This is a genomic window from Mesorhizobium sp. B2-3-7 (assembly GCF_006442695.1).
In the GTDB taxonomy this organism is placed as follows: Bacteria; Pseudomonadota; Alphaproteobacteria; order Rhizobiales; family Rhizobiaceae; genus Mesorhizobium.
This window is the reverse complement of the sequence record NZ_VFVV01000006.1, coordinates 25,704-52,671: the sequence shown is the minus strand read 5'-3', so window position 1 is coordinate 52,671 and position 26,968 is coordinate 25,704. Positions and strand designations below refer to the sequence as shown.

General features: G+C 63.1%; 26 protein-coding genes. 9 read left to right on the top strand and 17 right to left on the bottom strand.

Going from position 1 to position 26,968, the window contains the following annotated elements; genetic code table 11:
• Positions 1–56: 56 nt before the first annotated feature.
• Both FJ940_RS13280 and FJ940_RS13275 read left to right on the top strand, forming a co-directional pair.
• On the top strand, positions 57–1,229 hold the full coding sequence (locus FJ940_RS13280) for a CaiB/BaiF CoA-transferase family protein (RefSeq protein ID WP_140516648.1): 1,173 nt from the start codon (positions 57–59) through the stop codon (positions 1,227–1,229).
• Positions 1,226–2,875, top strand: coding sequence for a thiamine pyrophosphate-binding protein (locus tag FJ940_RS13275; protein ID WP_140656790.1), 1,650 nt, complete (start codon positions 1,226–1,228; stop codon positions 2,873–2,875). The genes FJ940_RS13280 and FJ940_RS13275 overlap by 4 nt, the downstream gene beginning before the upstream one ends.
• Before the next feature lie 87 nt (positions 2,876–2,962).
• On the opposite strand, the gene FJ940_RS13270 is transcribed toward FJ940_RS13275, so the two are convergent.
• The 5 genes from FJ940_RS13270 to FJ940_RS13245 all read right to left on the bottom strand — a co-directional run bounded on the left by FJ940_RS13270 (position 2,963) and on the right by FJ940_RS13245 (position 7,795).
• Positions 2,963–3,412, bottom strand: coding sequence for a CHRD domain-containing protein (locus FJ940_RS13270; RefSeq protein WP_140521232.1), 450 nt, complete (start codon positions 3,410–3,412; stop codon positions 2,963–2,965).
• A 184-nt stretch (positions 3,413–3,596) separates the two neighbouring features.
• On the bottom strand, positions 3,597–4,568 hold the full coding sequence (locus tag FJ940_RS13265) for an ABC transporter substrate-binding protein (protein WP_140521233.1): 972 nt from the start codon (positions 4,566–4,568) through the stop codon (positions 3,597–3,599).
• Positions 4,569–4,606: 38 nt separating this feature from the next.
• Positions 4,607–5,761: an ABC transporter permease gene (locus tag FJ940_RS13260; RefSeq protein WP_140656789.1), complete on the bottom strand. Its 1,155-nt coding sequence runs from the start codon at positions 5,759–5,761 to the stop codon at positions 4,607–4,609.
• On the bottom strand, positions 5,758–6,636 hold the full coding sequence (locus tag FJ940_RS13255; RefSeq protein ID WP_140495135.1) for an ABC transporter permease: 879 nt from the start codon (positions 6,634–6,636) through the stop codon (positions 5,758–5,760). Before FJ940_RS13255 ends, FJ940_RS13260 begins: the two co-directional genes overlap by 4 nt.
• A gap of 367 nt (positions 6,637–7,003) precedes the next feature.
• Entirely contained in the window at positions 7,004–7,795 is a 792-nt protein-coding gene (locus FJ940_RS13245; RefSeq protein WP_140495131.1) for an ABC transporter ATP-binding protein, read from the bottom strand.
• A gap of 130 nt (positions 7,796–7,925) precedes the next feature.
• Between FJ940_RS13245 and FJ940_RS13240 the strand changes: the two genes are divergently transcribed.
• Positions 7,926–8,330, top strand: a complete 405-nt coding sequence (locus tag FJ940_RS13240; protein ID WP_140656787.1) for a cupin domain-containing protein — start codon at positions 7,926–7,928, stop codon at positions 8,328–8,330.
• A 328-nt stretch (positions 8,331–8,658) separates the two neighbouring features.
• Here the strand turns inward: FJ940_RS13240 and hydA are convergent, their stop codons facing one another.
• The 3 genes from hydA to FJ940_RS13220 all read right to left on the bottom strand — a co-directional run bounded on the left by hydA (position 8,659) and on the right by FJ940_RS13220 (position 12,825).
• Entirely contained in the window at positions 8,659–10,110 is a 1,452-nt protein-coding gene (hydA, locus tag FJ940_RS13230) for a dihydropyrimidinase (protein WP_140656786.1), read from the bottom strand.
• A gap of 64 nt (positions 10,111–10,174) precedes the next feature.
• On the bottom strand, positions 10,175–11,425 hold the full coding sequence (locus tag FJ940_RS13225) for a Zn-dependent hydrolase (protein WP_140656785.1): 1,251 nt from the start codon (positions 11,423–11,425) through the stop codon (positions 10,175–10,177).
• A gap of 71 nt (positions 11,426–11,496) precedes the next feature.
• The gene (locus FJ940_RS13220) at positions 11,497–12,825 is read right to left on the bottom strand and encodes an aspartate aminotransferase family protein (RefSeq protein WP_140656784.1); all 1,329 of its coding nucleotides are present in this window, start codon (positions 12,823–12,825) and stop codon (positions 11,497–11,499) included.
• A gap of 227 nt (positions 12,826–13,052) precedes the next feature.
• Here FJ940_RS13220 and FJ940_RS13215 point away from each other — a divergent pair, with 227 nt between their 5' ends.
• Complete coding sequence (locus tag FJ940_RS13215) at positions 13,053–13,688, top strand: TetR family transcriptional regulator C-terminal domain-containing protein (RefSeq protein WP_140495120.1); 636 nt, start codon at positions 13,053–13,055, stop codon at positions 13,686–13,688.
• Between the two features lie 15 nt (positions 13,689–13,703).
• Here FJ940_RS13215 and FJ940_RS13210 read toward each other — a convergent pair whose 3' ends face one another.
• Entirely contained in the window at positions 13,704–14,576 is an 873-nt protein-coding gene (locus FJ940_RS13210; protein WP_140656782.1) for a helix-turn-helix transcriptional regulator, read from the bottom strand.
• Between the two features lie 102 nt (positions 14,577–14,678).
• On the opposite strand from FJ940_RS13210, the gene FJ940_RS13205 reads away from it, so the two are divergent.
• Together FJ940_RS13205 and FJ940_RS13200 are read left to right on the top strand one after the other, a co-directional pair.
• Positions 14,679–15,518 carry an SDR family NAD(P)-dependent oxidoreductase gene (locus FJ940_RS13205; protein ID WP_140516716.1) on the top strand — a complete coding sequence of 280 codons (840 nt, stop codon included), beginning with the start codon at positions 14,679–14,681 and terminating at the stop codon, positions 15,516–15,518.
• Positions 15,515–16,237: an SDR family oxidoreductase gene (locus tag FJ940_RS13200; RefSeq protein ID WP_140516664.1), complete on the top strand. Its 723-nt coding sequence runs from the start codon at positions 15,515–15,517 to the stop codon at positions 16,235–16,237. The genes FJ940_RS13205 and FJ940_RS13200 overlap by 4 nt, the downstream gene beginning before the upstream one ends.
• Before the next feature lie 9 nt (positions 16,238–16,246).
• Here FJ940_RS13200 and FJ940_RS13195 read toward each other — a convergent pair whose 3' ends face one another.
• The 5 genes from FJ940_RS13195 to FJ940_RS13175 form a co-directional block, all read right to left on the bottom strand.
• Entirely contained in the window at positions 16,247–16,624 is a 378-nt protein-coding gene (locus FJ940_RS13195) for a DoxX family protein (RefSeq protein ID WP_140516666.1), read from the bottom strand.
• Positions 16,625–16,693: 69 nt separating this feature from the next.
• Positions 16,694–17,152: a carboxymuconolactone decarboxylase family protein gene (locus tag FJ940_RS13190; RefSeq protein ID WP_140495113.1), complete on the bottom strand. Its 459-nt coding sequence runs from the start codon at positions 17,150–17,152 to the stop codon at positions 16,694–16,696.
• 11 nt (positions 17,153–17,163) lie between these two features.
• Positions 17,164–17,682 (bottom strand): Rrf2 family transcriptional regulator, encoded by a 519-nt coding sequence (locus FJ940_RS13185; RefSeq protein WP_140495111.1) that lies wholly within the window; start codon positions 17,680–17,682, stop codon positions 17,164–17,166.
• Between the two features lie 109 nt (positions 17,683–17,791).
• On the bottom strand, positions 17,792–19,105 hold the full coding sequence (preA, locus tag FJ940_RS13180) for an NAD-dependent dihydropyrimidine dehydrogenase subunit PreA (RefSeq protein WP_140656781.1): 1,314 nt from the start codon (positions 19,103–19,105) through the stop codon (positions 17,792–17,794).
• A 2-nt stretch (positions 19,106–19,107) separates the two neighbouring features.
• Positions 19,108–20,472, bottom strand: coding sequence for an NAD(P)-dependent oxidoreductase (locus FJ940_RS13175; RefSeq protein WP_140516668.1), 1,365 nt, complete (start codon positions 20,470–20,472; stop codon positions 19,108–19,110).
• A 300-nt stretch (positions 20,473–20,772) separates the two neighbouring features.
• Here FJ940_RS13175 and FJ940_RS13170 point away from each other — a divergent pair, with 300 nt between their 5' ends.
• Positions 20,773–21,549 carry a VOC family protein gene (locus tag FJ940_RS13170; RefSeq protein WP_140656780.1) on the top strand — a complete coding sequence of 259 codons (777 nt, stop codon included), beginning with the start codon at positions 20,773–20,775 and terminating at the stop codon, positions 21,547–21,549.
• Positions 21,550–21,622: 73 nt separating this feature from the next.
• Here the strand turns inward: FJ940_RS13170 and FJ940_RS13165 are convergent, their stop codons facing one another.
• Positions 21,623–22,111, bottom strand: a complete 489-nt coding sequence (locus FJ940_RS13165) for a hypothetical protein (protein WP_140656779.1) — start codon at positions 22,109–22,111, stop codon at positions 21,623–21,625.
• Between the two features lie 199 nt (positions 22,112–22,310).
• Between FJ940_RS13165 and FJ940_RS13160 the strand changes: the two genes are divergently transcribed.
• Positions 22,311–22,703 (top strand): DoxX family protein, encoded by a 393-nt coding sequence (locus FJ940_RS13160; protein WP_140495101.1) that lies wholly within the window; start codon positions 22,311–22,313, stop codon positions 22,701–22,703.
• A gap of 21 nt (positions 22,704–22,724) precedes the next feature.
• Here FJ940_RS13160 and FJ940_RS13155 read toward each other — a convergent pair whose 3' ends face one another.
• Both FJ940_RS13155 and FJ940_RS13150 read right to left on the bottom strand, forming a co-directional pair.
• Positions 22,725–25,151: an FAD-dependent oxidoreductase gene (locus tag FJ940_RS13155; RefSeq protein ID WP_140656777.1), complete on the bottom strand. Its 2,427-nt coding sequence runs from the start codon at positions 25,149–25,151 to the stop codon at positions 22,725–22,727.
• Positions 25,152–25,217: 66 nt separating this feature from the next.
• A complete protein-coding gene (locus FJ940_RS13150; protein WP_140656776.1) occupies positions 25,218–26,756 on the bottom strand; it encodes a trimethylamine methyltransferase family protein in 1,539 nt (512 codons plus the stop codon).
• Here FJ940_RS13150 and FJ940_RS13145 point away from each other — a divergent pair.
• Entirely contained in the window at positions 26,755–26,958 is a 204-nt protein-coding gene (locus FJ940_RS13145; RefSeq protein ID WP_140656775.1) for a hypothetical protein, read from the top strand. The two genes, FJ940_RS13150 and FJ940_RS13145, sit on opposite strands and share 2 nt — an antisense overlap.
• Positions 26,959–26,968: the final 10 nt, after the last annotated feature.

Here is a 26,968-nt window from a genome sequence, read left to right as displayed (position 1 = left end):
TGACAGCGGCAATCTCTGTTGATAGAGGCTTCGGTTCCGACCAATTCTGGTGATTTATGGCTGAGCCCCCGCTGAAAGGCGTCCGCGTCGTCGAACTCGCCCGCATCCTTGCCGGGCCCTGGGCCGGGCAGTTGCTTGCCGATCTCGGCGCCGACGTCATCAAGGTCGAAAGCCCGGACGGCGGCGACGACACCCGCAAATGGGGCCCGCCCTTCGTCATGGGCAAGGATGGCGAGAACCTGTCGGCCGCCTATTACCATTCCTGCAATCGCGGCAAGCGCTCCATCGCCATCGATTTTTCGACACCGGAGGGCGCCGAAACCGTGCGCCGGCTGGTGGCAACGTCTGACGTGCTGATCGAAAACTTCAAGCTTGGCGGTTTGAAGAAATACGGACTCGACTATGACAGCCTGCGCAAGATCAATCCGCGCCTCGTTTATTGCTCGATCACCGGATTCGGCCAGGACGGTCCTTACGCGCCGCGCGCCGGCTACGATTTCATCATCCAGGGCATGGCCGGCATGATGTCGATCACCGGCGAGGCGGGACGCGAGCCGCAGAAGGCCGGCGTCGCCATCTCCGACATCTTCACTGGCCTCTATTCCGTCATCGCCATCCAGGCGGCACTTCGCCACGCCGAAAAAACCGGCGAAGGCCAGCACATCGACATGGCATTGTTCGACACCCAAATCTCGGCGCTCGGCAACCAGAACCTCAACTATCTCGTCTCCGGCAAGTCGCCTGTGCAGATGGGCAACGCGCATATGAACATCGCGCCCTACGAGGTGCTGCCGGTCCGGGACGGTCACATCATCCTGGCGGTCGGCAATGACGGCCAGTTCGCCAGGTTCTGCGCGGTGGTCGGGCTGGACGAATTGCCCGGCAATCCCGATTTCGCCACCAATCCGGCCCGCGTCGCCAACCGGGCGGCGCTACGCGAGCGGATCGTCGAGGCGCTGAAGACCAAGGATCGCGACCCGCTGCTGGCCAAGCTGGAAGCGGCCAGCGTGCCGGCGAGCCCGATCAACACGATCGGACAGATGTTCGCCGACCCGCAGGCGATCGCGCGCGGCATGCGGCTCGATCTCGACGACGGCCATGGCAATCTTCTGCCCTCGGTTCGCGCACCGATGATCATGTCCGAAACACCGCTCGTCTATGAGCGCCCCTCGCCCCGCCTGGGCGAACATACTGACGAAATCCTTGCCGAACTGGAGAGAGCAAAATGAAAACCGGCGGACAATTGATCGTCGACGCGCTCGAGGCCAACGGCACCGACCGTATCTTCTGCGTGCCAGGCGAATCCTACCTCGCGGTGCTCGACGCGCTGCACGATTCGGCGATCCGCACCATCGTCTGCCGCCAGGAGGGTGGCGCCGCCATGATGGCCGACTGCCAAGGCCGCCTGACCGGCAAACCCGGTATCTGCTTCGTCACCCGCGGCCCCGGCGCCACCAATGCCTCCGCCGGCATCCATATCGCCATGCAGGATTCAGTTCCCGTGATCCTGTTCATCGGCCAGGTCGCCAGCCACGCCAAGCAGCGCGAGGCCTTCCAGGAAGTGGACTATGTCAGGTTCTTTGGCGACATCGCAAAATGGGTGGTAGAGATCGACGATGCGTCGCGTATTCCCGAATTCGTCACCCGCGCCTTTGCCGTGGCGACCTCCGGACGCCCAGGTCCCGTCGTCATCTCGCTGCCGGAAGACATGCTGACCAGTGTCGTCGATGCACCGGCCGCGATCGCCTACACCCCGGTCGAGACCAGCCCCGCCGAAGCCGAACTCGACCGGCTCGAGGCGCTGCTCAATGCCGCCAAACGACCGATCGCGATCCTGGGCGGCACACGTTGGGATTTCCAGGCTGTTCAGGAAATCACCCGCATCGCCGAGGCGTGGTCGCTACCGGTCGGCTGCTCCTTCCGCCGCCAGATGCTGTTCGATCATCTGCACCCGAACTATGCCGGCGATGTCGGCATCGGCATCAACCCGAAGCTGGCGACAGCAATCAAGCAGGCCGATCTGATGCTGCTGATCGGCGGCCGCATGGGCGAGATGCCGTCCTCGGACTATACGCTGCTGAAGAGCCCCTACCCTGACCAGACGCTGGTCCATGTCCACCCCGATGCCGGCGAACTAGGCCGCGTCTACCGTCCAACACTTGCGATCAACGCCTCGCCCGCCGCCTTCGTGCGCGCCTTCGCCAACCGGAAGGGACCGGCATCGCCGGGCTGGGCGGCGGAGACGGCAAAGCTCCATGCCGCTTATCTCGACTGGTCGACCCCACCGGAAAGCGGTCCGGGCGCCGTCCAGATGGGGCTGATCATGACCTATCTCGAAACGGTGCTGCCCGACGATGCCATCCTGACCAACGGCGCCGGCAACTACGCCACGTGGGTGCACCGCTTCCATCGCTTCCGCCGCTTTGCCACACAGGGCGCGCCGACCTCAGGCTCGATGGGTTACGGAACGCCGGCGGCGGTAGCGGCCAAGGCGCTTTATCCGGATCGCACCGTAGTCGCTTTCGCCGGCGACGGCTGCTTCCTGATGAACGGGCAGGAATTCGCCACCGCCGTGCAATACGGGTTGCCGATCATCGTCATCGTCGTCAATAATGGCATCTACGGCACCATCCGCATGCACCAGGAGCGTGAATACCCCGGGCGGGTGGTGGCCACGGACCTCAAGAATCCGGACTTCGCCGCCCTGGCGCGTGCCTATGGTGGCCATGGCGAAACGGTGGAGAAAACCGCCGACTTCGCCCCTGCCTTCGAGCGTGCTCGCGCCAGCGGCAAGCCGGCAATCGTCGAGATCCGGCTCGATCCGGAGGCAATCACCCCGACCCGAACGATGACGCAGATAAGAGACAAGGCCTGAAAGTCGGTTTCCGGCAGGAGAAAGGGCGGCGCTGTCCCGCAAAGCTTTCGCAAGCAAATACGGGCGCGCGCCCCGAGCGACGTCGCGTTACATCGCCGCCGCCGCCTTTTCGATCTGACCGCGGATCTCGCCGTCCTTGTTGGCCGCGGTGTGTATGTTGACGTAATATTTGCCGGCCTCCAGATCGGTCACCTGCGTATCGGTCAATGTCGCCGATCCCTTGATCGGGCTCTTGAGTTTTTTGAACGGGATTACGGGGTCCGCATTTTCCCCCTTCGCGGCCGGGCCATGAATATGTGCGGCCGTCGCCGGCCCGCTGAGGCCGGAGTATTTGACGTTCCAACTGAGTTTCTTCTTGGCGGTGTCAAAGGTGAATGTGGCGGTTCCCTTGCCCTTGGTAGTGACGGGTGGGCTCTGCTGGCTGCCATCGAGCGTCGCCTTGAACTTCATCATGTCGGCCAGGGCCGGCGACGCGAACAGGAAAGCGGTCGAAATGGCCAGCGCCGAAAGCGTCGGCAAGACGGTCTGTGTGCGCATGAAGAACCTCCGATTGGCTGTAGCATCCGCCGTGGCTCCCCGCACGCGCATGCCTCCGACGCAACGCTCGGCCGCCCCAATGTATCCAGGCACACGCTTTTGTGATTTGGCCGCATGAAAAAGGGGCGGTCGCCCGCCCCTCCAACATCGTCCATCAAGCCCCGTCACGAGGCCGCTTTGAGGCCTACTTGATCGCCTTGTCGGTGATCGCGGTGGTATAGGCGCCCTTCGGCTCCTTGGTGATGATCTTCTGGTCGAGCAACGCCTTGGCGGTACGCTCATAGGTCGCTGGGTCGAGCTTGCCGTCGGCATTGTCGATGAGCTTGGCGACTTCGCTCATCATACGCTTCTGGTGGTTCTCGTCCTGGCCGCCACCGTCCATGACGATCTCGGCCGCTTCGTCATTGTTGTCGACGGCGTATTTCCAACCCTTCATCGAGGCGCGCACGAAACGCACCATCTTGTCCTCGAAGGCCGGATCCTTGAGCTTATCCTCCGAGGCATAAAGCCCGTCCTCGAGCAGGTCGTTGCCCATCGCCGAGTAGTTGAACACGGTGAGCTGCTCCGGCTTGTAGCCGGCGTCGATCAGCTGCCAAAATTCATTGTAGGTCATGACCGAGATGCAATCCGCCTGCTTCTGAATCAGCGGCTGCACGTCAAAGCTCTGCTTGAGAACGGTGACACCATCCGGGCCGCCATCGGTCTTGAGGCCAAGCTTGTTCATCCAGGCGTAGAACGGATATTCGTTGCCGAAGAACCAGACGCCGAGCGTGTGGCCCTTGAAGTCGGCTTCGGTCTTGATCGGGCCGTCTTTCGGGCAGACCAGTTCCATGCCGGCCTTCTTGAACGGCTGGGCGATGTTGACCAGCGGCACGCCCTTTTCGCGGGCTGCCAGCGCGCCGCCCATCCAGTCGACGATGACATCGGCGCCGCCGCCGGCGATCACCTGCTCGGGCGCAATGTCGGGACCGCCCGGCTTGATGTCGACGTCGAGACCCTCGGCCTCGTAGAAGCCCTTCGCCTTGGCGACGTAATAACCGGCAAACTGGGCCTGCGTGACCCATTTCAGCTGCAACGTCACCTTGTCGGCAGCCATTGCCTGGAACGCGGCCAGCGACATCGCGCCGGCCAGTACAGGAATAATCAGTCTTTTCATTTTTTTCCCTCTGGAGTTAGTGCCCAAACCCACCGCCCCTATCCACCACGGACAGAGGGATGCCAAAACGTGACGGCTCTTTCGACAAGAGCGACCACCCCATAAAAGACCGAACCCGCAAGGGCTGCAACTGCGATTTCGGCCCAGACCATGTCGATGTTCATCCGTCCGACTTCGGTCGAGATGCGGAAGCCCATGCCGACGACGGGCGTGCCGAAGAACTCGGCGACGATGGCGCCGATCAGCGCCAGCGTCGAGTTGATCTTCAGCGCGTTGAAGATGAAGGGAGCGGCGGCCGGCAGCCTGAGCTTGATAAGCGTCGGCCAGTAGCCCGACGCATAGGTGCGCATCAGGTCGCGCTCCATATGGCCGGACGCGGCCAGACCGGCGACGGTGTTCACCAGCATCGGGAAGAAGGTCATGATGATGACGACAGCCGCCTTGGACTGCCAGTCGAAGCCGAACCACATCACCATGATCGGCGCCACGCCGATGATCGGCAGCGCCGAGACCATGTTGCCGATGGGCAGCAGGCCGCGCCGCAGGAACGGCACCCGGTCGGCGAGAATGGCCGTGACAAAGCCGGCGCCGCTGCCCACGATATAGCCGAAGATAACAGCCTTGAAGATGGTCTGCCGGACATCGGCGCCAAGGATCGGCAGCGAACTGGCGATGCGCGCGCCGATGGCGCTCGGCGGCGGCAACAGGATGAACGGGATGCCGGCGCCACGCGTCACCGCTTCCCAGATGATCAGGATCCAGGCGCCGAAGATGGCGGGGATGATCAGGCGCAGCGCCGTGCGCATCCAGCTTGCGGTGGGGTGCAGTCCCGATAGCGCCGCGACGCAGCGCCAGCCAAGCAGCCAGGCGGCCGTGAGCAGCACGAAATACGGCGCCAGTGCCGTGCCTTCGAAACCAGCGATACCTGAGATCAGCAGCCAGGCGACGAGGTGGGCGCCGACAAACAGTACGACCGCTTCCACAAAGGGCGAAATCCTGATCATCGAGACCAGGGCCGTCAGCATGGCAAGGCCAAACATCAGGCCCTTCGTTCCGAGATAGGGATAGTTGGCGCTGGTTGTCGGGTCCGCTAGCGCCGCCGCTTCCGGCTTCGACATGGCGCCGAGTGCGACCGCCATCAGGCACAGCACGATGGCCAGCACAGCCTGCCAGGAAGGCTTCAGCCGGTTCATGCCGGCCTCCCGCCCATGGCGCGGTCGACGAGGCGCCCGGCAATGCCGACCACCATGACCAGCAGCGCGGCCACGATCGAGCCCGCGACAAGCGCCGACCAGATGTCGATGGACTGGCTGTAATAGGCGCCAGCGAGCAGCTTGGCGCCGATGCCGGCGACGGCGCCCGTCGGCAGTTCGCCGACAATGGCGCCGACCAGACTGGCCGCCACCGCCACCTTCATCGAGGTGAACAGGAACGGCACCGAGGCCGGCACGCGCAGCTTCCAGAAGGTCTGCGCACGGCTGGCATTGTAGGTGTGCATCAGGTCGAGATGCATGATCTCGGGCGAGCGCAGGCCTTTCACCATGCCAACCGTCACCGGGAAGAACGACAGATAGGTCGAAATCATCGCCTTCGGGATCAGGCCGGTGATGCCGATCGCCGCCAGCACCACGATGATCATCGGCGCCACCGCCAGGATCGGGATGGTCTGCGAGGCGATGATCCATGGCATCAGGCTGCGGTCGAGCGTCGCCACATGTACGATGCCCACCGCGATGATGATGCCGAGCGCCGTGCCGAAGGCAAAGCCCAGCAGCGTCGAGGACAGCGTCACCCAGGCATTGTAGACCAGGCTGCGGTTCGAAGTGACGTTGCGCAGGAACGTGTTCTCGAAAAAGTTCACCGCCACCTGGTGCGGCGCCGGCAGCGTCGGCTTCGGCTGCGAGAGCGTCTTGCCGATGAACTCGACGGTGCCGGGCGTTTCGTTGGCACGTTGGTCGAGATCGCGCTGGAACGGCGTGTTGAGTATGACGGCGAAGACGTACCAGAGTACGACCACGCCGGCGAGGATGGAGGTTACCGGGATGACCTTTGAGCGGAAGGTGTCCATCTAGCGCCGCCCTTCTCCTCTCCCCACCGGGGAGAGGGTGGCCGGAGCGAAGCGGAGGTCGGGGGCCCTTGCCTTCGTCATCCTAGGGCGAAGCAAGGAGCGAAGCGACGCGGCGCAGACCCTAGAATTCATGCCGTTACCTCTCCGCTCCGCGACCATTCGGAATATGGCTCCCTCCGCGCCGCTTAGCCTGCCGAATATTCTCGACTGTTTGCGCCTTTCGGCAGGCGTCACGGCATGGATCCTAGGGTCTACGTATGCCGCTTCGCGGCTACTCCGCCCTAGAATGACGAAGGCGTAGGTGGCCGCTCCTTCGTGAGGTGGAGGCGCCTTTCGGGGCGCTGCCGCCAGTCCATCCTGCCCCCGCTCAATCATCATAGCTGTGCCCTGCCCTTAAGCCGTCTCGCACCCGTGCGGCGATCGCCAGGAACTCCGGCGTCTCGCGGATGTCGAGTGGCCGCTCCTTCGGCAGCGTCGATTCGATGACGTCGCTGACGCGGCCCGGACGCGGCGACATGACGACGATGCGCGTCGATAAATACACCGCCTCGGGAATGGAGTGCGTGACGAAGCAGATGGTCTTGTTGGTGCGCGCCCACAATTGCAGCAATTGCCCGTTGAGATGGTCGCGCACGATCTCGTCCAGCGCGCCGAACGGCTCGTCCATCAACAGAAGGTCGGCATCGAAGGCGAGCGCGCGAGCGATCGAGGCGCGCTGCTGCATGCCGCCGGAAAGCTGCCAAGGATACTTCTTCTCGAAGCCGGAAAGGTTGACGAGATCGAGCGTGCGCCTGATCCGCTCTCCCTGCTCCGCCCCGGACAGACCCATGATCTCCAGCGGCAGCGCGACGTTGCGCTCGATGGTGCGCCAGGGAAACAGGGCGGCGGCCTGGAAGACATAGCCGTAGGCGCGTTTCTCGCGCGCCTGTTCTGCTGTCATGCCGTTGACCGAAATGGTCCCCGAGGTCGGCTTCTCAAGATCGGCGATGACCCGCAGCAAGGTCGTCTTGCCGCAGCCCGACGGCCCGATGAAGGAAACGAACTCACCCTTGCCGATGGTCAGGTCGACATTGGACAGCGCCTGTACCGGCCCGTCATTGGTCTGGAAGGTCAGGCCAAGCTTGCTTGCCGCGACGACGGCTGGCGAAATCCCCGTCATCGGCCGCGGCCTGCCTGTTCCTGCCCCTTTAGTGCCGGCCCGATTCCGATTGCTTTTATCGCGATGTTGTTTTCCACTCGCCCAGTCCCATTGGTCTTGTTCCACTCATTCGACGCCCGGAGTTTCCCCGATGTCGCCTCAACCCACTTGCCATCTTATCCGCCCTGAAAGCTCTTATGAAGGCAAGCAGGGATTGACCTATTTCGCCGGTATCGCCACCGAGTCGGTCGGCTCATCTGGTATCTGCATGCATGTGCTCACCATGCCGCCCGGCGCCCGCGCTAAGGCGCATCTGCATGAGAACCATGAAACGGCGATCTACGTGCTCTCCGGCGAGGTCCATACCTGGTACGGCGACCGGCTTGAGAACCACATCGTCGCCAAAGCCGGCGACCTCTTCTACATTCCGGCCGGCGTGCCGCATCTGCCCGCCAATCTGAGTAGGGCCCCGTCTTCGGCCGTCATTGCCCGCACCGATCCCAAAGAGCAGGAAAGCGTCGTCCTGCTGCCGGAACTGGATGCATTGGTCGCCTGAAGCCGGCCTTGCGGGGCTAAGCGCCCATCGGCCAATTGCTTGAGGTTTGCGCTGCCCCTCATCGCCCTGCCGGGCACTTTTCCCCGTATAGGGACGAGGAGAAGGACGATTTCGCGAAGGATTTCGCCGATTTCCAGCGTTGCCGGAAAGGGCGCCAAGATTGCGTTCAGTTCCCTTTTCCCCGTCCCTATACGGGGAGAAGGTGCCGGCAGGGCGATGAGGGGCAGCACCAACTTCGGCAATCATCGGCACCCGGAAACTTCCCCGCAGACGGTGCCGTCCTTGTCGGCGATCATCAGTTTCTTGGCGCTTTTCGAGCTGCGCAAGCTCAAACCCCAGTCGCCGGAATGCCTGTCCGCTCCACCTTGCGCGGCGCGGTGATCTCCTTCCAGTTCGACAGTGCCCGGTTAACCGCCGCGTTCGGCTCGCGGCCGACGAACTGGCCATGGCCAGGCTTGGCCTTCACCTCGGTCTCCTCGATCGACAATTCGCCACGCGAGAAGACATAGCGCGGCAGGCCTGCCACTTCGACGCCTTCGAAGACATTGTAGTCGATGACCGACTGCTGCTTCTTCGAAGAAATGATCTTCTTGCGCTTGGGATCCCACACGATGATGTCGGCATCCGCGCCTTCGACAATGGCGCCCTTTTTCGGGTACATGTTGAGGATCTTGGCTATGTTGGTCGAGGTTACGGCGACGAATTCGTTCATCGTCAGCCGCCCGGTGTTGACGCCCCTGGTCCACAGCACCGGCATGCGATCCTCGAGGCCGCCCGTGCCGTTCGGGATCTTGGTGAAATTGCCGACGCCGAAGCGCTTCTGGTCCGTGGTGAAGGCGCAGTGGTCGGTCGCCACCACCTGCAACGATCCCGCCTGCAGGCCGGCCCACAGCGAATCCTGGTGTAATTTGTTCCGGAAGGGCGGGCTCATCACGCGGCGCGCCGCATGGTCCCAGTCCTTGTCGAAATACTCGCTCTCGTCCAGCGTCAGGTGCTGGATCAGTGGCTCGCCGAACACTCGCATGCCTTTCTGACGCGCCCGGCGGATGGCCTCGTGCGCCTGCTCGCAGGAAACATGCACGACATAGAGCGGCACGCCGGCCATGTCGGCGATCATGATGGCGCGGTTGGTCGCCTCGCCTTCCACTTCCGGCGGGCGCGAATAGGCGTGCCCCTCCGGGCCATTGTTGCCGGCGGCAAGCAGCTTCTGCGAGAGCGCCGCAACCACGTCGCCATTCTCGGCGTGCACCAGCGGCAGCGCGCCGAGCTCGGCGCAGCGCTGGAACGACGCATACATCTCGTCGTCGTCCACCATCAGCGCGCCCTTGTAGGCCATAAAATGCTTGAACGAGGTGATGCCCTTGTCGACGACGGTGGCCATCTCGTCGAACACCTGCTTGCCCCACCAGGTGATCGCCATGTGGAAGGAATAATCGCAGGACGCCTTCGAGGTCTTGTTGTCCCACATCTGCAAGGCCTCGAGCAGCGACTGCTGCGGCGACGGCAGGCAGAAATCGACCACCATCGTCGTGCCGCCGGCTAGTGCCGCGCGCGTGCCGGACTCGAAATCGTCGGCCGAATAGGTGCCCATGAACGGCATTTCGAGATGAGTATGCGGATCGATACCACCTGGCATGACATAACAGCCGGTGGCGTCGAACTCATGGTCGCCGTGTAGGTCCGAGCCAATGGCGACGATCTTGCCGTGCTGCATCAGCACGTCGGCCTTCCATGTGCGGTCGGCGGTAACGATGGTGCCGTTTCTGATGACTTTGGTCATTTTTCTCGTTCCCTTGTTCCTTCGCGCTTCTTGCGAGCAGCGTTTGGAAATCCAGCTTTCCAGCTTACTCCACGATGACCGCTGTCTCCACCACGGCATGGAACAGCACGTCGGCTCCTGCCGCCGCCCATTCCTTGGAGATCTCCTCGGCCTCGTTGTGGCTGAGACCGTCGACGCAGGGGCACATCACCATGGCGGTCGGCGCGACGCGGTTGATCCAGCAGGCGTCGTGGCCCGCGCCCGAGACGATGTTGCGGTGCGTGTAGCCGAGCCGGTCGGCGGCATCACGGATCGCCTTGACGCAGCCCTTGTCAAAGGTGACCGGATCGAAATGGCCGACCTGCTCGATCTTGTACTGGATGTCGAGCGCCTCGCATATCGTGTCGATGCCTTCGCGGATGCGCCCATCCATGGCGTCGAGCACTTCCTTCTCCGGCGAGCGGATGTCGATAGTGAAGATCGTGCGCCCGGCGATGATGTTGCGCGAGTTCGGATAGACTTCCATGTGGCCGACCGCGCCGACGGCGTCCGGCTGGTAGTCCATGGCAATCTCGTGCACCAGTTCGATCACGCGCGCCATGCCGAGCCCGGCATTGCGGCGCTTGGGCATCGGCGTCGAGCCGGTATGCGCCTCCTTGCCGGTCAGCGTCACCTGCAGCCATTTCAGCCCCTGTCCATGGGTGACGACGCCGATGTCGATGCCTTCGTCCTCGAGGATAGGCCCTTGCTCGATATGCAGTTCGAAAAACGCGTGGATCTTGCGATCGCCGACCTTCTCCGTGCCCTTCCAGCCGATACGCTCCAGTTCCTCGCCGAATTTCTTGCCGTTCTTGTCCGTATGCTCGTAGACGTCGGCCTGGTCGAGCACACCGGCGAATACGCCGGACGCCATCATCGCCGGGGCAAAACGCGAGCCCTCCTCGTTGGTCCAGTTCGTGACCACGATCGGATGTTTGGTCTTGATGCCGAGATCGTTGAGCGAGCGGACGATCTCCAGGCCGCCGAGCACGCCGAGCACGCCGTCATACTTGCCGCCGGTCGGCTGCGTGTCGAGATGGCTGCCGACATAGACCGGCGGCAGGCTGGGATCGGCGCCTTCGCGCCTGGCAAACATGGTGCCCATCTCGTCGACGCCCATTTCGAGCCCGGCGGCATCGCACCAGCGCTTGAACAGATGCCGGCCCTCGCCGTCCTCGTCGGTCACGGTCTGGCGATTGTTGCCACCGGCAATGCCGGGGCCGATCTTCGCCATCTCCATGATGGAATCCCACAAACGGTCTGAATTGATCCGCAGATTCTCGCCGGGTGCGGCCATTCCACGTCCTTCCATTTCATGCTCTGGGCGGGTGGCGGTTTCCATCGCCACCCGCCCAGATAAAAGCAAGTCTAGTCGATCGACCTCAGTACCTCACGCACATGATCGATCAGTTCGTTGATCTGGCCCTTGGTGATGATCAGCGGTGGCGACAGCGCGATGATGTCGCCGGTGGTGCGGATCAGCGCGCCGCGCTCGAACGCCTTGACGAAGGCCGAGAAGGCCCGCTTGGTCGGGCTGCCGGCAATCGGCGCCAGCTCGATCGCACCGATCAGGCCGATGTTCCTGATATCGATGACATGCGGCTCGCGCTTCAGCGAATGCAGCGCGTCTTCCCAATAGGGCGCCAGTTCCTCGCCGCGGGTGAGCAGGCCCTCTTCCTTGTAGGTGTCGAGCGTGCCGAGCGCCGCGGCGCAGGCGATCGGATTGCCCGAATAGGTGTAGCCGTGGAAGAACTCGATCATGTGCTCGGGGCCGGTCATGAAGGCGTCGTGGATTTCCTTCTTCACGAACACCGCGCCCATCGGGATGACGCCGTTGGAAACGCCCTTGGCGGTGGTCATGATATCAGGCGTGACGCCGAAATAATCGGCCGCGAACGGCGCGCCAAGACGGCCGAAACCGGTGATGACCTCGTCGAAGATCAACAGAATGCCGTGCTTGGTGCAGATTTCGCGCAGCTTCTGCAAATAGCCCTTGGGTGGCAGGATGACGCCGGTGGAGCCAGCGACCGGCTCGACGATGACGGCCGCGATGGTCGAGGCGTCATGGAGCGCAACGATGCGCTCCAGCTCGTTGGCAAGCTCCGCGCCATGTTCCGGCACGCCCTTGGAGAAGGCGTTCTTCTCCGGCAGGTGGGTGTGCGGCATATGGTCGACGCCGCCGAGCAGCGTGCCGAACATCTTGCGGTTGGTGACGATGCCGCCGACCGAGATGCCCCCGAAATTGACGCCGTGATAGCCGCGCTCGCGTCCGATCAGACGGGTGCGCGAGCCCTCGCCCTTCACGCGGTGATAGGCGATCGCCATCTTCAATGCGGTCTCGACCGATTCCGAACCGGAATTGGTGAAGAACACGTGATCCATGCCCTTCGGCGCGACGTCGACCAGGCGGTTGGCCAGTTCGAACACGATCGGGTGGCCCATCTGGAAGGCCGGAGCGTAGTCGAGCTCGGCGGCCTGCTGCTGGATCGCCTCGGTGATCTTGGGCCGGCAATGGCCGGCATTGACGCACCAGAGGCCGGCGGTGCCGTCCAGCACCTTGCGGCCATCGCTGGTCGTGTAGTGCATGTCCTTGGCGGACACGAACATGCGCGGCGCCTGCTTGAACTGCCGGTTTGCCGTGAACGGCATCCAGAATGCACTGAGATCGTTCGGCGTGACTTTCAGCCGGTTGGACATGACCAAGACTTCCCCTTGTAACCTGTTTCGGTACGTCCAACGCTTGGTCTTTGCCGCGCTTTCGTGCTACGCAAATTTTTGACCGATTGGACAAACGTTAGCACCGCCCTGTCGGCGGTCAAGGGATTACTAGCGGAAATGCGGCTCCTGAAGTGCGTTCCACAGGCCGGGGAAAAACTGGTCCAGAGAATTGGGCCAGACCGCTTTCAACACGAGGGCGCGCAACGGTGAACACCAGCACGGAAGCCCCTCGCCGTACCCGCATCCAGCAGGAGAAGCGCGAACTCATTCTCGAAGCCGCGCTCGAGGTGTTCTCCACCAATGGCTTCCGCGGCTCGACCATCGACCAGATCGCCGAAGCCGCTGGGATGTCGAAGCCCAACCTGCTCTATTACTTTCGCCGCAAGGAAGACATTCACGAGACGCTGATGCAGCGCCTGCTCGACACATGGCTGGCGCCGCTCAGGGAACTCGACGACATCGGCGATCCCCTGACCGAGCTCAGGAGCTACATCAGGCGCAAGCTTGAAATGGCGCGCGATTTTCCGCGCGAGAGCCGGCTGTTCGCCAACGAGATTCTGCAGGGCGCACCACGCATCATGCCCTTGCTGACCGGCGAACTGAAGACGCTGGTCGACGAGAAGGCAACCGTCATCAAGGGCTGGATGCGCGCTGGCAAGATCGCCAGGACGGATCCTTGGCACCTGATCTTCTCGATCTGGGCGACGACCCAGCACTATGCCGATTTCGACGTCCAGGTCCGCGCCGTGCTCGGCCCGAACCGTGGCGGCGACGGCCGCTTCGAGGACGCAGCGAGGTTCCTGGAGCAATTGTTTCTCGACGGGTTGAAGCCGAAGGCCTGACCCTGCCCTGAAGGCTCACGCGCTGCGCCGCTCGGCCGGCAGCGCATCAAGCAAGCTCTGCAGCTTGGCGATCGAGTTCTGCTCGGCCAGCGGCGTGTAGACGACCAGCCGCATGTCGGATCCATCGTCGATCGACAGACTCATGTGCTCGAAGGCCATGGCGCCGGCCGTCGGATGGCGGACGTGCTTCAGACCCGTCAGCTTTCGCGCCACGTCACGTCGGGGCCACCAATCGCGGAACTCGGGGCTCGAGCGCATCATCAGCGCGATCAGCCGGTCGAAATCGGGATCACCGACATATTTGGCGCTTTCGGCGCGAAACGAAGCGAGCACCACGCGGGCAAGCTCTTCCCAGTCGACGAGCAGGCGGCGATGGTGCGGGTTGGTAAATACCATGTGGACGATGTTGCGGGCGTCGCCTTCCAGCAAGCCATAATCGCCGAACACCGCGGCGGCTGCCGGGTTCCAGGCGAGCACGTCCCAGCGCCGGCCAACCACATAGGCAGGCTGCAGCACAAGGCTTTGCAGCATGTGCAGCAACGGCCCGTCGACCTTTTCGGGCGTCGCCCCACGATGCTCCGGCTGCTGGCGGCCGGCGAGGATGAACAAATGCCGCTTCTCGACAGCGTCGAGGCGCAGCGCCTCGCAGAGCGCCGCCAGCACCTCTACGGAGGGCCTGACATCCCTTCCTTGTTCCAGCCAGGTGTACCAGGTGGTGCCGACACCGGCGATCATCGCCACCTCCTCGCGCCGCAGGCCCGGCGTGCGCCGCCGCGCGCCGCAGGCAATGCCGGCGGCCTGTGGCGAAAGCCTCTCGCGGCGCGAGCGCAGGAAGGCGCCGAGCTCGCGCCGGCGGCTGTCTTCAGCGGAATGAGAAGGAGCATCCATGACCCTATTATAGCAGTACCGATACCAGGATAAAGTTTGAACTGTTTGGCGCGCACCCGCTGCCCCATCTTCTCTCGAGAGCAACGATTGGAGCCTCCAGACATGAACCTGAAAGACAAGATCATCCTGATCACCGGCTCGACCGATGGTGTCGGCCGGGTCGTCGCGCAACGGCTGGGCGCAGGTGGCGCCCGGGTGCTGGTGCATGGACGCGACGCAGCGCGCGGCAAGGTGGCGATCGCGGACATCGAGGCGGCCGGCGGCGAGGCCGAGTTCTTCGCAGCCGACCTCGCCTCGCTGACCGAGGTGCGCCGGCTCGCCGAGGCCGTGCGTGAAAAAACCGCTCGGCTCGACATCCTCATCAACAATGCCGGGGTCGGCACGGCTGGCCAAAACGCCAAAAGGCAGGTCAGCGCCGATGGCTATGAACTGCGCTTCGCCGTCAATTATCTCGCCGGCTTCCTGCTTACGGAGGAATTGCTGCCCCTGCTGAAGGCCAGCGCGCCGGCGCGTATCGTCAACGTCGCCTCGGCGGGCCAGCAGGCCATCGACTTTAGCGACGTTATGCTTACCCATGGCTACAGCGGCGTGCGCGCCTACTGCCAGAGCAAGCTGGCGCAGATCCTGTTCACCGTCGATCTCGCCGAGCAGCTCAAGGGCAGCGGGGTTACTGTCAACGCCCTGCACCCGGCGAGCTACATGAACACGACCATGGTCCGGCAGGCAGGCGTGACGCCATGGAGCTCGGTGGAAATCGGCGCCGACGCTATCCTTAACCTCGCCACCTCATCCGCACTCGAAGGGCGCAGCGGCCTCTATTTCGACGGCCTGCGCGAATCCCGCGCGGACGCCCAGGCTTACGACGCAACGGCAAGACAGCAATTGCGAGTCTTGAGCCTGGACCTTGTCGGCCAGGCAACATCGAAGGAACAACATTCATGACCGACAAGATCGAACACACAGTCGTCATCGGCGGCTCGTCCGGCATCGGCCTGGCGACGGCGCGCAAACTGCTCGGCCCCGGCATGAAGGTGACCATCACCGGACGCAATCAGGACAAGCTCGTCAGCGCATGGAAAAGTCTCGGTGGCGCCGCTGACAAGGCGGCATTCGATGCGTCAAAGCCGAATGAAGTGCGCCACTTCTTCGAGCGTCTCGGCCCGTTCGACCATCTCGTTTTGGCGGCGAGCGGCGGCAAGGGCCTTGGCCCGTTCGAAACACTCGACCTTGCCGATATCGCTGGCGGCGTCGACGAAAAGGTGCGGCCGCAATTATCCTGCTTGCAGGCGGCCTTGCCAACGCTGGACAAATCAGGATCGGTCACCTTCATCTCGGCGGTATCCGCCCAGCTCGCCACGCCGGGCGTCGCCGGCATCGGCGCCGTCAATGGCATGCTCCTGACGGTGGCACCGATCCTGGCCGTCGAGCTGAAGCCACTGCGCGTCAACGTCGTGGCGCCCGGCGTCATCGACACGCCCTGGTGGGACTTTCTGCCGGACGAGCAGCGGCAGGCGATCTTTGCCGACTATGCCGGCAAGACACCGGTCGGCCGCATCGGCCGCGCCGAGGACGTCGCCTCGGCCATAGCCTTCCTCGTCTCCAACGGCTTCATGACCGGCCAGGTATTAACCTGCGATGGTGGTTTGCGGTTCGCGGCCTAGCTGCAACTGTCAAAGCGACTGGGCGATCAGTGTCAGGAAGCCGCCGCTCAGCGCGACATTGCCAACAAAACCATTGATACGCGACGCACGCTCCTGTCCCTGATGATCCCAGAAATTGTGGAACATCGGCGTGGCGACGATCAGGAACAGCACCAGCACCGCACAGGCAGTGGCGGTCCAGAAGCCCGTCACCACCAGCACGCCGGCGACGATCTGCAACACGATGCCGGCCCAAAGTGCCAGCCGCGCCTGCGGCACACCGCGCGCGACCATCAGCCCCGTCAAGAAGCCCGCGTTCTGGATGTTGCGCAAGCCGGCGAAGACAAACCCGCCGCCAAGCAACAGCCGGCCGAGAACCAACAAGGCGGCGGGTAAATCGGCAAGCATCAAACGCTCTCCCTTTGAAATAATGGGAGCGCCGCCTCCCTTGGCGGCGCTCCGATCGTGATCGAACAATCAGGCGGCCTTGGCGGCAGGCATCGGATGAATGGCGTGGAACGGAATGCAAAGCCGGTTCCAGGTATTGATCATGCCCAGCGCCACGGAGAGCTTGACCAACTCCTCTTCCGAGAAATGTTCCAGCGTGCGGGCATAGAGTTCGTCCGAAACACCATTGTTGGCGATCAGCGTCACGGCCTCGGTCCAGGCCAAAGCGGCACGCTCGCGCTCCGAAAACAGCGGCGATTCCTTCCAGGCCGAAACCAGATAAAGCCGCTGTTCGGTCTCGCCGTCGCGCCTCGCCTCACGGCTGTGCATCTCGACACAGAAGGAGCAGCCATTGATCTGTGAGGCCCTGAGCTTGATCAGGTGCAGCAGGCTTTCCTCGAGCCCGCATTCGTCGACCGCCTTATTGAGCGCCGACACCGCTTTCATGATCTCGGGCGCCTTGGCGAAGAACTGGAGCCTCTGTCTCATCATCTTTCCTTTCATGCTTGCTTGGTTGAACTGGATTTCTGCTGCCGCTGGTGGCGCTCGGTGAAAGCGCAGCTTGCCGCGACCGACCGCGGATCGGCGCCTTTCATGAAGTCCGACACGATGTCGGACAGCCTGACCTCGGCCAGCGCCGCGCGATAGGCGCGCTCCGCCTTCAGCATCGCAGCATTGATGCCGCACGGCCTGACATAGGCCGATGCATCGAGTTTCGTCGGGCCGCGCTGGCGGATTTCGCCGCATCGGAAAGCCGGCTCGCGCCCTTCGACCGCCAGCACGATGTCCAGCAGCGTGATGCGTTCGGCCGGTTTCGCCAACCGGTAGCCGCCCGCCGGCCCAGGAACGGATTCCAGGATGCGCGCAGCAGTGAGCATGTTGAGATGTTTCAGGAGATAGCTCGGCGACAGGCCAAACGCCTCCGCCAGGGCCGCACCTGGCATGGTGCTGTCGCCATCGACGCCAGCCAGCGTCGCCGCGCAGTGGATGGCCGCTTCGACGCCATCGCCGAGTTTCATGATACCAATCTCCAATACATGGATAACTTATATCCTGGATATTTTGTATCTGCAATAGCAAAATGAAAACGGCGCCCGAGGACGCCGCTTTTTCCTTGATTGTTCCGCCCTACTCCGCCGCCACCTTGGCCATTTGGTTGTTCGGGTGCGTGGTCCAGTTGGCGTAGACCGGCGACACAGGCATGCCGGTGCGCTGGTCCATCACCCCGGCGGCCAGCGGCTCCATGGTGATGCAGTTGTCAACCGGGCAGACATTGACGCAAAGATTGCAGCCGACGCATTCGGCCTCGATCACCTCGAAATGCCTGACGCCGTCGACCATGCTGGTGATCGCCTGATGCGAGGTGTCCTCGCAGGCGATGTGGCAGCGGCCGCATTTGATGCAGGCATCCTGGTCGATATGCGCCTTGGCGACATAGTTGAGGTTGAGATACTGCCAGTCCGTGACATTGGGCGTGGCACGGCCGATGATGTCGTCGAGCGAGCGATGGCCCTTCTCGTCCATCCAGTTTTCGAGACCGGCGATCATCTCCTGCACGATCTTGAAACCGTAGGTCATCGCGGCCGTGCACACCTGCACGTTTCCGGCGCCGAGCGCCATGAACTCGGCAGCGTCGCGCCAGGTGGTGATACCGCCAATGCCGGAGATCGGCAGCCCCTGCGTTTCGGGGTCGCGCGCGATCTCGGCCACCATGTTCATGGCGATCGGCTTCACCGCAGGGCCGCAATAACCGCCATGCGAGCCCTTGCCGTCGATGGTCGGCATCGGCGCGAAGCTGTCGAGATCGACGCCGGTGATCGAGTTGATGGTGTTGATCAGCGACACCGCGTCGGTGCCGCCGGCATGTGCTGCTCGCGCCGGCTTGCGGATATCGGTGACGTTGGGCGTCAGCTTGGTGATGACGGGCATGCGCGTGTACTGCTTGCACCAGCGCACAACCATTTCGATATATTCCGGCACCTGGCCGACGGCGGCGCCCATGCCGCGCTCCGACATGCCGTGCGGGCAGCCGAAATTGAGCTCGATGCCGTCGGCGCCGGTTTCCTCGACAAGCGGCAGGATCGCCTTCCAGCTTTCCTCGACGCAAGGCACCATGATCGAGGCGATCAGCGCCCGGTCGGGCCACTCCATCTTGACCTGCTTCATCTCACGCAGATTGGTCTGCAAGTCGCGGTCGGTGATCAGCTCGATGTTGTTGAGGCCGAGCAGACGGCGGTCGGCGCCCCAGATCGCGCCGTAGCGTGGGCCATTGACGTTGACCACCGGCGGGCCCTCTTCGCCCAGCGTCTTCCAGACGACACCGCCCCAACCGGCCTTGAAGGCGCGCACGACATTGTAGGCCTTGTCGGTCGGCGGCGCCGAGGCCAGCCAGAACGGATTGGGCGATTTGATGCCGACGAAATTATTCCTGATATCTGCCATGCTCATGCCCTCCCGTTCGAGGTCAGTGCCCGGTGAATGGATTCCGCCGCATCACGCCCTTGCGCCACGGCCGAGACGGTCAGGTCGTCGCCACCGAATATGCAGTCGCCGCCGGCCCAGACCTTGGCCAGCGAGGTGCGCCCTTCCGCATCGACCTTGATGCGCCCGGCCTCGAGCTCGATCGCAGCACCGCTGCCGTTGAGCGCAGCGGGGACGAAACTCTGTCCGATCGCCTTGAACACCTGGTCGGCAACGAGGGTCAGCGTCTCGCCGGTGCCGGCAAGACTGTCGCCGTTCATGGCGGTGTATTCAAGCTCGATGGCATTGACCTTGCCGCCTTCGGCAATCACCCGCTTCGGCTGTAGCCAGTGTCGGATGACGACGCCGTTGGCGGCCGCCAGGTCCTGCTCGAATTCGGAAGCATTCATATGTTCCTGGCCGCGCCGGTAGCAGATCGTCACCTCCTCGGCGCCAAGCAGCTTCGACTGCACCGCGGCATCGATCGCCGTCATGCCGCCGCCGATGACGACGACGCGGCGGCCGACCGGCAGGCCGGAGAGATCGCTGGCTTGGCGCAGCTCGGAGATGAACTCGACGGCGTTGGTGACGCCCACGGCGGCCTCGCCATCGGCGCGCAGCGCATTGACGCCGCCGAGCCCCATGCCCAGGAACACCGCGTCATAATTGCGGATCAGGTCGGAGAGCTGATAGTCGCGGCCGAGCGCCTTACCGTTCTGGATATCAATCCCGCCAATCGAGGTAACGTACTCGACCTCGGCTTGGGCGAAATTGTCGACGCTCTTATAAGCGGCGATGCCGTATTCGTTGAGCCCGCCCGCCTTCGCGCGCGCTTCCAGGATTGTGACGTCGTGGCCATGGCGGGCGAGCCGATGTGCGGCGGCAAGGCCGGCCGGCCCGGCGCCCACCACGGCGACCGTCTTGCCTGTCGGTGCGGCACGTGGATAAAATTGCCTGTTCTCGCTCATCGCGATATCGGTGGCATAGCGCTGCAGCCGACCGATCTGCACCGGCTTGCCTTCCGCCACTTCGCGCACGCAGACCTCCTCGCACAGCGTCTCGGTCGGGCAGACGCGGGCGCACATGCCGCCCAGAATGTTCTGGTCGAAAATGGTCTTGGCCGAGCCGATCGGATTGCCCGTGGAGATCTGGCGGATGAACAGCGGAATGTCGATCGAGGTCGGGCATGCGTTCATGCACGGCGCGTCGTAGCAGAAATAGCAGCGGTCCGCTTCGACCAGCGCCTCGTGGTGATCGAGCGGCGGATGCAGGTCGGAAAAATTGTCCGCATACTGATCGGCAGGCAGCCGGCCGCCTGCAATGCCTTCCCTGAACTGGCCTTCTGCCATCGTCAGTTCCCCTTGTTTTCGTTTTAGGGAAGGCTAGCACGTTTTATTTTTTTATCAATTGGTCAATTTTCTACATAAGCCTCTGAAAAGGCTCGAATAAAACATGATAATTTGGTTCACGTTTAATATCATAATGCGCGAATGTCGAACTTTCGAGGAAGGACGGTCCGCTAAGCGGCAGGCCGCAATCATGGCATGCCTGTCGAGCCGCAATTTTTCCTCCGCTGTCGGATTTCCGTCTCGAAGATCGTCCTATGATGGATCGAAGGACGATCGACGCAAAAGGTGAGGAGACCGACGATGCCGAAATCCCCAATGCCCTTCTTCTGGTACGAATTGATGACATCAGACCTCGACGCCGCCGAGGCGTTCTATACCAAGGTGGTCGGCTGGACCGCGCAAGCCTTCGACAAGGCTCCCGGCATGCCGCGCTACATCGTCATGAATGTCGGCGAGCGTGGCGTCGGCGGGCTGATGACGATGCCTGAGGATGCCGCCAAGATGGGCATGCCTCCCGCCTGGCTTGGCTATATCCACACCAGGGATGTCGATGCTGCCACGGCGTCGCTGCAGAAAGCCGGCGGCGCCGTTCATCGCCAGCCCGACGACATTCCGGGCGTCGGCCACTTTGCCGTCGTCGCCGATCCGCAAGGCGCGACCTTCATGTTCCTGCAGCCGAACGGGCCCGACCAGCCGGTCGTGCCGGCCAGCACGCCGGGCCATATCGGCTGGCACGAGCTTTACACAACCGACTGGAAGGCTGCGTTCGACTTCTATTCCAGCCAGTTCGGATGGACCAATGCCGGCGATTTCGACATGGGGCCGATGGGAACCTATCAAACCTTCGCGGCCGGCCCCGAATCCGGTGGCGGCATCATGAACAAACCCGAACAGATCCCGGTGCCGGTCTGGCAGTTTTATTTCAACGTAACCGCCATCGACGCGGCGGCAAAACGGGTGACCGACAATGGCGGCAAGATCCTGATGGGCCCGATGGAGGTCCCCGGCGGCAGCTGGATCGTGCAATGCCAGGACCCGCAAGGCGCCCATTTCGCCTTGATGGCGCCCGGACGGTAAGGGGCTCAACGTCGCACAGGAGGACGGCCTTTTGACCAAGGGATTGAAGGCCGTCCCCCAGCCTGGCGCCGAGCTATTCCGGCGTCAGCACCGCGACTTTCAGGCCTGCCTTTTTTGCACCGCTGAACTGGACGGTGGCCGGGCCGGGCGCAAGCTTGAACCGAACGCTCTTGCGAATGTCCGGACAGGTCTTGACCCCGCTGTAGCCGGCCAATTTCACGGTATGGCCGTCTTGAATGACATCGATCCAGGCTTCGCCCGACAAGCTTATCTGGATGCCCCCTTCCGGTGGCACAACCATGCTGGCGACAGCGCCGAACGTGCCAGGCGCCGGGGCACGTTCCGGCGGGAGGGCGAATTCCGCTGTCTCGGCCGGCACCAGAACCAGATCGGCGGCAGCGCCGATCGCCAGCGTCGTCCCCGACGCAGCAGAAGGAGGCGCGGCGAACAGCGCCTGCTCGCGCGTTACCGGCCATTTGAAAGCCTCGCAGCCGGCATCCTCGGCCATCGCGAAGCTGGTACCGGCAAGGATTGCGAAAAAGCTGATGACGACTTTTTTCATGGCGAGAGACCCCCGAACGATTTCAACTATCTACAAATCGATACAACCATAGGGATAATAATGCAACCTTAGGGAGAAAATATCGACGCGTTGCGGAACATCTCGCATCACCGATTGTTGATGTCCGGTAGCGGGAAGTGAATGGTCCATCTCGGGGCGATAATCTAGGCCGGACCTGGGGGTGAAAACGGAGTTTCAGATGGCGCTTTTTGAAGGCTTGGCCCGATACCAGCCACAGGCGCTCGGCGTTCTGCGCATCATAACCGCGCTGCAGTTCATCGAGCATGGCAGCCAGAAGCTGTTCAATTTCCCGGCAAGCGCCGAACCCCACGCCCTCAGCGGGTTGACGCTGACAGCCGGCATTCTCGAGTTCGCCGGCGGCATCCTGCTCGCGCTGGGGCTGTTCACCCGCCCAGTCGCCTTCCTTCTGGCCGGCGAGATGGCGATCGCCTATTTCATGGCGCACATGCCGCGCGGCTTCTTCCCGGTCAACAATGGCGGCGATTTGGCGATCTCGTTCTGCTTCATCTTCCTCTATCTGTTCTTCGCCGGCCCTGGCGCCTTTGCGCTCGACAATCGCCGCGCTGCCTGATGCGAGCCGGATGCGGATTGTTCACGCCCGCATTCGCTCCAAATTGGCGTCGAACAACGGTACCGGCTGCATGCGTGCGGCATGGCGCTTGCCGAGGATTTCGATCTCGAAGCCTTCGCTCTCCTCGGCGATCTCCTTCGGCACGTAGCCCATGGCCACCGATTTCCTTGAATGATGCGCATAGCCGCCTGACGTCACCCAGCCACGCACCGTGCCGCCGAACCAGATCGGCTCGTCGCCGATGACATCGGCGTCGGCAGCCTCGACGATGAAGGCGCGCAGCCTGAGCTTGCCGCCCTGCCTGCGCTCTGCCAACGCCCCGGTCTTGCCTATGAAATCGGCTTCCTTGCCATAGGCGACAAAGCGATCGAGCCCTGCCTCCAGCGGTCCGTAGATCGGCCGGTATTCGCGCGCCCACGAGCCATAGTTCTTTTCCAGCCGCAGTGCGTTCAGCGCACGGGAGCCGAACAGGCCAATGCCGAACTCCTCGCCCGCCGCCATCAGCGCCTGGAACGCCGCGCGCTGATATTCCGGCGCCACCCAGATTTCATAGCCGAGATCACCGGTGTAGCTGACGCGGCCTACCAGGCACGGCGCCATGCCGATATCCATCTTGCCGATGGCCATGAAGGGAAAGGCGGCGTTCGAGACGTCCGTCCGCGTGACCTTGGCCAGCACGTCCCGCGCCTTCGGCCCGGCGACGGCAAGGCCGGTGAGTTTCGCGCCCGAAGCCTCGATGCGGACAGAACCATCCGCGGGCAGATGCTTTTCGAACCAGCGCATATGGTACTGCTCGGCAATGCCGGAACCGGCGATGAACCACTCCTCGCCGCCGAGATTGGCCAGCGTGAAATCGCCGATGAGCTTGCCGTCCTCCTTCAGCATAGGCGCCAGCGTCATGCGGCCTGGCCTCGGCAGCTTGCAGGCGAGCAGCCGGTCGAGCCATGCGGCAGCACCCTCGCCTGTCACGCCGTATTTGGCGAAATTCGAAATCTCGGCGATGCCGACGCCCCCGCGAACGTTTGCAACCTCCCTGCCGACATGCGCGAAATCGCTCGAGCGACGCCACGAGAACTCGTCCTTGACGCCTTCGGGCGCGTACCAGAGCGGAACTTCCAGCCCATAGGACACGCCCCATTGCGCGCCCTTGGCCGACAGCAGGTCGTAGACCGGCGTGGTCTTGAGCGGCCGTCCGGCGGGCAATTCCTCATTGGGGAAGCGTATCGAAAAGCGCCTGGAATAGTTCTCGCGCACCTTGGCGTTGGTGTAGGCCATCGTCGCCCAGTCGCCATAGCGCGCAACGTCCATGGCCCAGATGTCGGCGCCGGGATCGCCCTCGATCATCCAGTTGGACAGCGCGAGCCCAACGCCGCCGCCCTGGCTGAAACCGGCCATGACGCCGCAGGCCACCCAGAAGCCCGGCAAACCGCGCACCGGCCCGACCAGCGGGTTGCCGTCAGGCGCGAAGGTGAAGGGTCCGTTGATGATCTGCTTGATGCCGGTGTTCTGAAAGGCCGGGAAATGCCGGAAGCCGACTTCCAGCGACGGCGCGATGCGATCGATGTCCGGCTCCAGCAGTTCATGGCCGAAATTCCACGGCGTCTGGTGCTCGGACCATGCCTTGTTGGCCTTCTCATAGGTGCCCATCAGCATGCCGCCGCGCTCCTGGCGCAAATAGAGCTCGCCGTCGAAATCGACGGCGTGGATGATCTCGGTGCCGGTCTTGGCGTTCCAGGCGGCGACCTCCGGCATGTCCTCGGTGATCAGGTACATGTGCTCCATGGCCAGCACCGGCAGTTCGAGCCCGACCATGCGGCCGACCTCGCGCGCCCAAAGGCCACCGGCGTTGACGACATGCTCGGCCACGACCTCGCCCTTGTTGGTGATGACGCGCCACAACCCGTCGGGACGCCGCACGATGTCCTCGACCTTGGTGAAGCGCTCGACCTCGGCGCCCAGCTTACGCGCAGCCTTGGCATAGGCATGGGTGACGCCGGAGGGATCGAGATGGCCGTCTTCCTTGTTGCGGACAGCGCCGACGAACTGCTTGGGGTCGAGCAGCGGCATCAGTTCGGCCGCTTCTTTCGGCGAGATTTCTTCGAGATCGATGCCGAGATAGCGACCCTTGGCGACGACGCCACGCAGCCAGTCGAGCCGTGCCTCGGTCGCCGCCAGCAGCACGCCGCCGGTCAGATGCACGCCGGTCGCCTGGCCGGAAAGCTCCTCGATCTCCTTGTAGAGGTTGATCGTGTATTTCTGCAGCTTGGCGACGTTGGGATCGCCATTGATCGTGTGCATGCCGCCGGCCGCGTGCCACGTCGAGCCTGAAGTCAGCTCGTCTCGCTCCAGAAGCACGACGTCGGTCCAGCCATGGCGGGCGAGATGGAACAGCACGGAACACCCGACAACCCCGCCGCCAATGACCACGACCTTTGCATGCGATTTCATGGGTTCTTCTCTGATATCAGTGAGTTGGATGGGCTAGATGATTCAAAACGGGACGTTCGTGGCGCATCACGGCTCGCCCGCCCCAATCGCTTCCTTGCGCTTGGTCACATAGGCCTCCAGCGCTTCGCGCACGGCGATGTCCATCGGCGGCTCGACATAGTCTTCGAGCGCCTTCTTCCACAACCGCGTGGCGCGCGCGGTTGCGTCGAGGCCGCCGGCTTCCTGCCAGGCTTCAAAATTCTGCCAGTTCGAAAGCATCGGCTGATAGAAGGCCGTCGCATAACGTTCCAGCGTGTGCGGCTCGCCGAAGAAATGGCCGCCGGTCGGCACCGCGCCCAGCGCCTCGACGGCAAGCTCGGCCTCGTCGACCACGATCGGGCGCAAAAACTCCATCATGTGCTGGATCATTTCGACGTCGATGATGAATTTCTCGAACGACGCCGTCAGCCCGCCCTCCTGCCAGCCGGCGGCGTGATAGACGAGGTTGCCGTGGCCGAGCACCGCGCCCCACAGCGCCATCAACGTCTCGTAGGCGCCTTGCGCATCGGCGGCATTGGAGGCCGAGCCCGGCGTTGTCCGGTAGGGCAGCCCGTAACGCCGTGCCAATTGCCCCGACGCGATGTTGGCCTTGGTGTTTTCAGGCGTGCCGAAGGCCGGCGCGCCCGACTTCATGTCGACATTGGAGGTAAAGGCGCCATACATGACCGGCGCGCCCGGACGCACAAGTTGCGTCAGGACTACGCCGAACAGTGCTTCCGCATTCTGCTGCGCGAGCGCACCCGCCAGCGTCACCGGGCTCATCGCGCCCATCAGCGTGAACGGCGTCACTGCCACAGACTGGCCGAATTCGGCCATCGTCATCAGCCCCTCGGCCATCATCTCGTCGAAACGGCGCGGCGAGTTGACCGAGATGATGGTGGCGACGCCGGGATCGTCGCGCAACTGGTCCAGCGTCAGCCCGCGCGCGATCGCCATCATCTCGATCCCGTCCAGCGCCCTGCCCCGGCCGATCGCCGAGACATGGAAGCTTTTGTCGGTCAGCGTCAGATTGGTGAAATAGGTGTCGAGATGGCGCGAATTGACCGGCAATTCGACCGGCGCGCAGACCTGGTTACCGAGCATGTGCACGCAGTTGAAATGCTGCGCCAGCCGGGTCAGATCCGCATAGTCGCGCAAATTGCCGGGGCGGCGGCCGCGCGCCATGTCGTGCACATTGGGCGGCCCGGCAACGAGCGTGAAATTGATGGTGTTGCCGCCAAGGTGGATGACGTTGGCCGGATTGCGCGGTGTAAGGGCATAGTTGGACCGCGTCGTCTTCAGCGCCTCGTCGACCATGCCGCGGTCAATGCGCACGTTCGCCGACGCGTGGTCCACGCTGGCACCGGCCTGCTCGAATAGCGAGAGCGCCCGCGGGCTCATCACCTCGATGCCGAAATTCTCCAATATGTGCATCGACGCCTGATGGATCGCCTCGATCTGGTCGGGTGACAGCAAGGCCATCGGCGGATAGGGATTGGTCACCCGCCTCGCCGGCAGTTGCGGGATAGGCCCTGGTCCCCGGTTGCTGGTGCGCTCGGCGCCGCGCTTGCGTCTTGGTTCGTTCATGCCAGGCATCAAAGCCTCGGCAAACCGCGCCAGCTGTCAGAAATACGCCGTTTGCGGGCGCGATTTTAACCGAGGCGGCATTTTCGAAACATCGGTTTATGAAAAGCGACAAGATATGTCGGATGATCAATATGGCATTTTTCTGAAGCGCCCGCATCGGCGGCCCGTTAACGAGGGCAGCAAGATTCCCTTTATGATTTGAGCCTATTGCT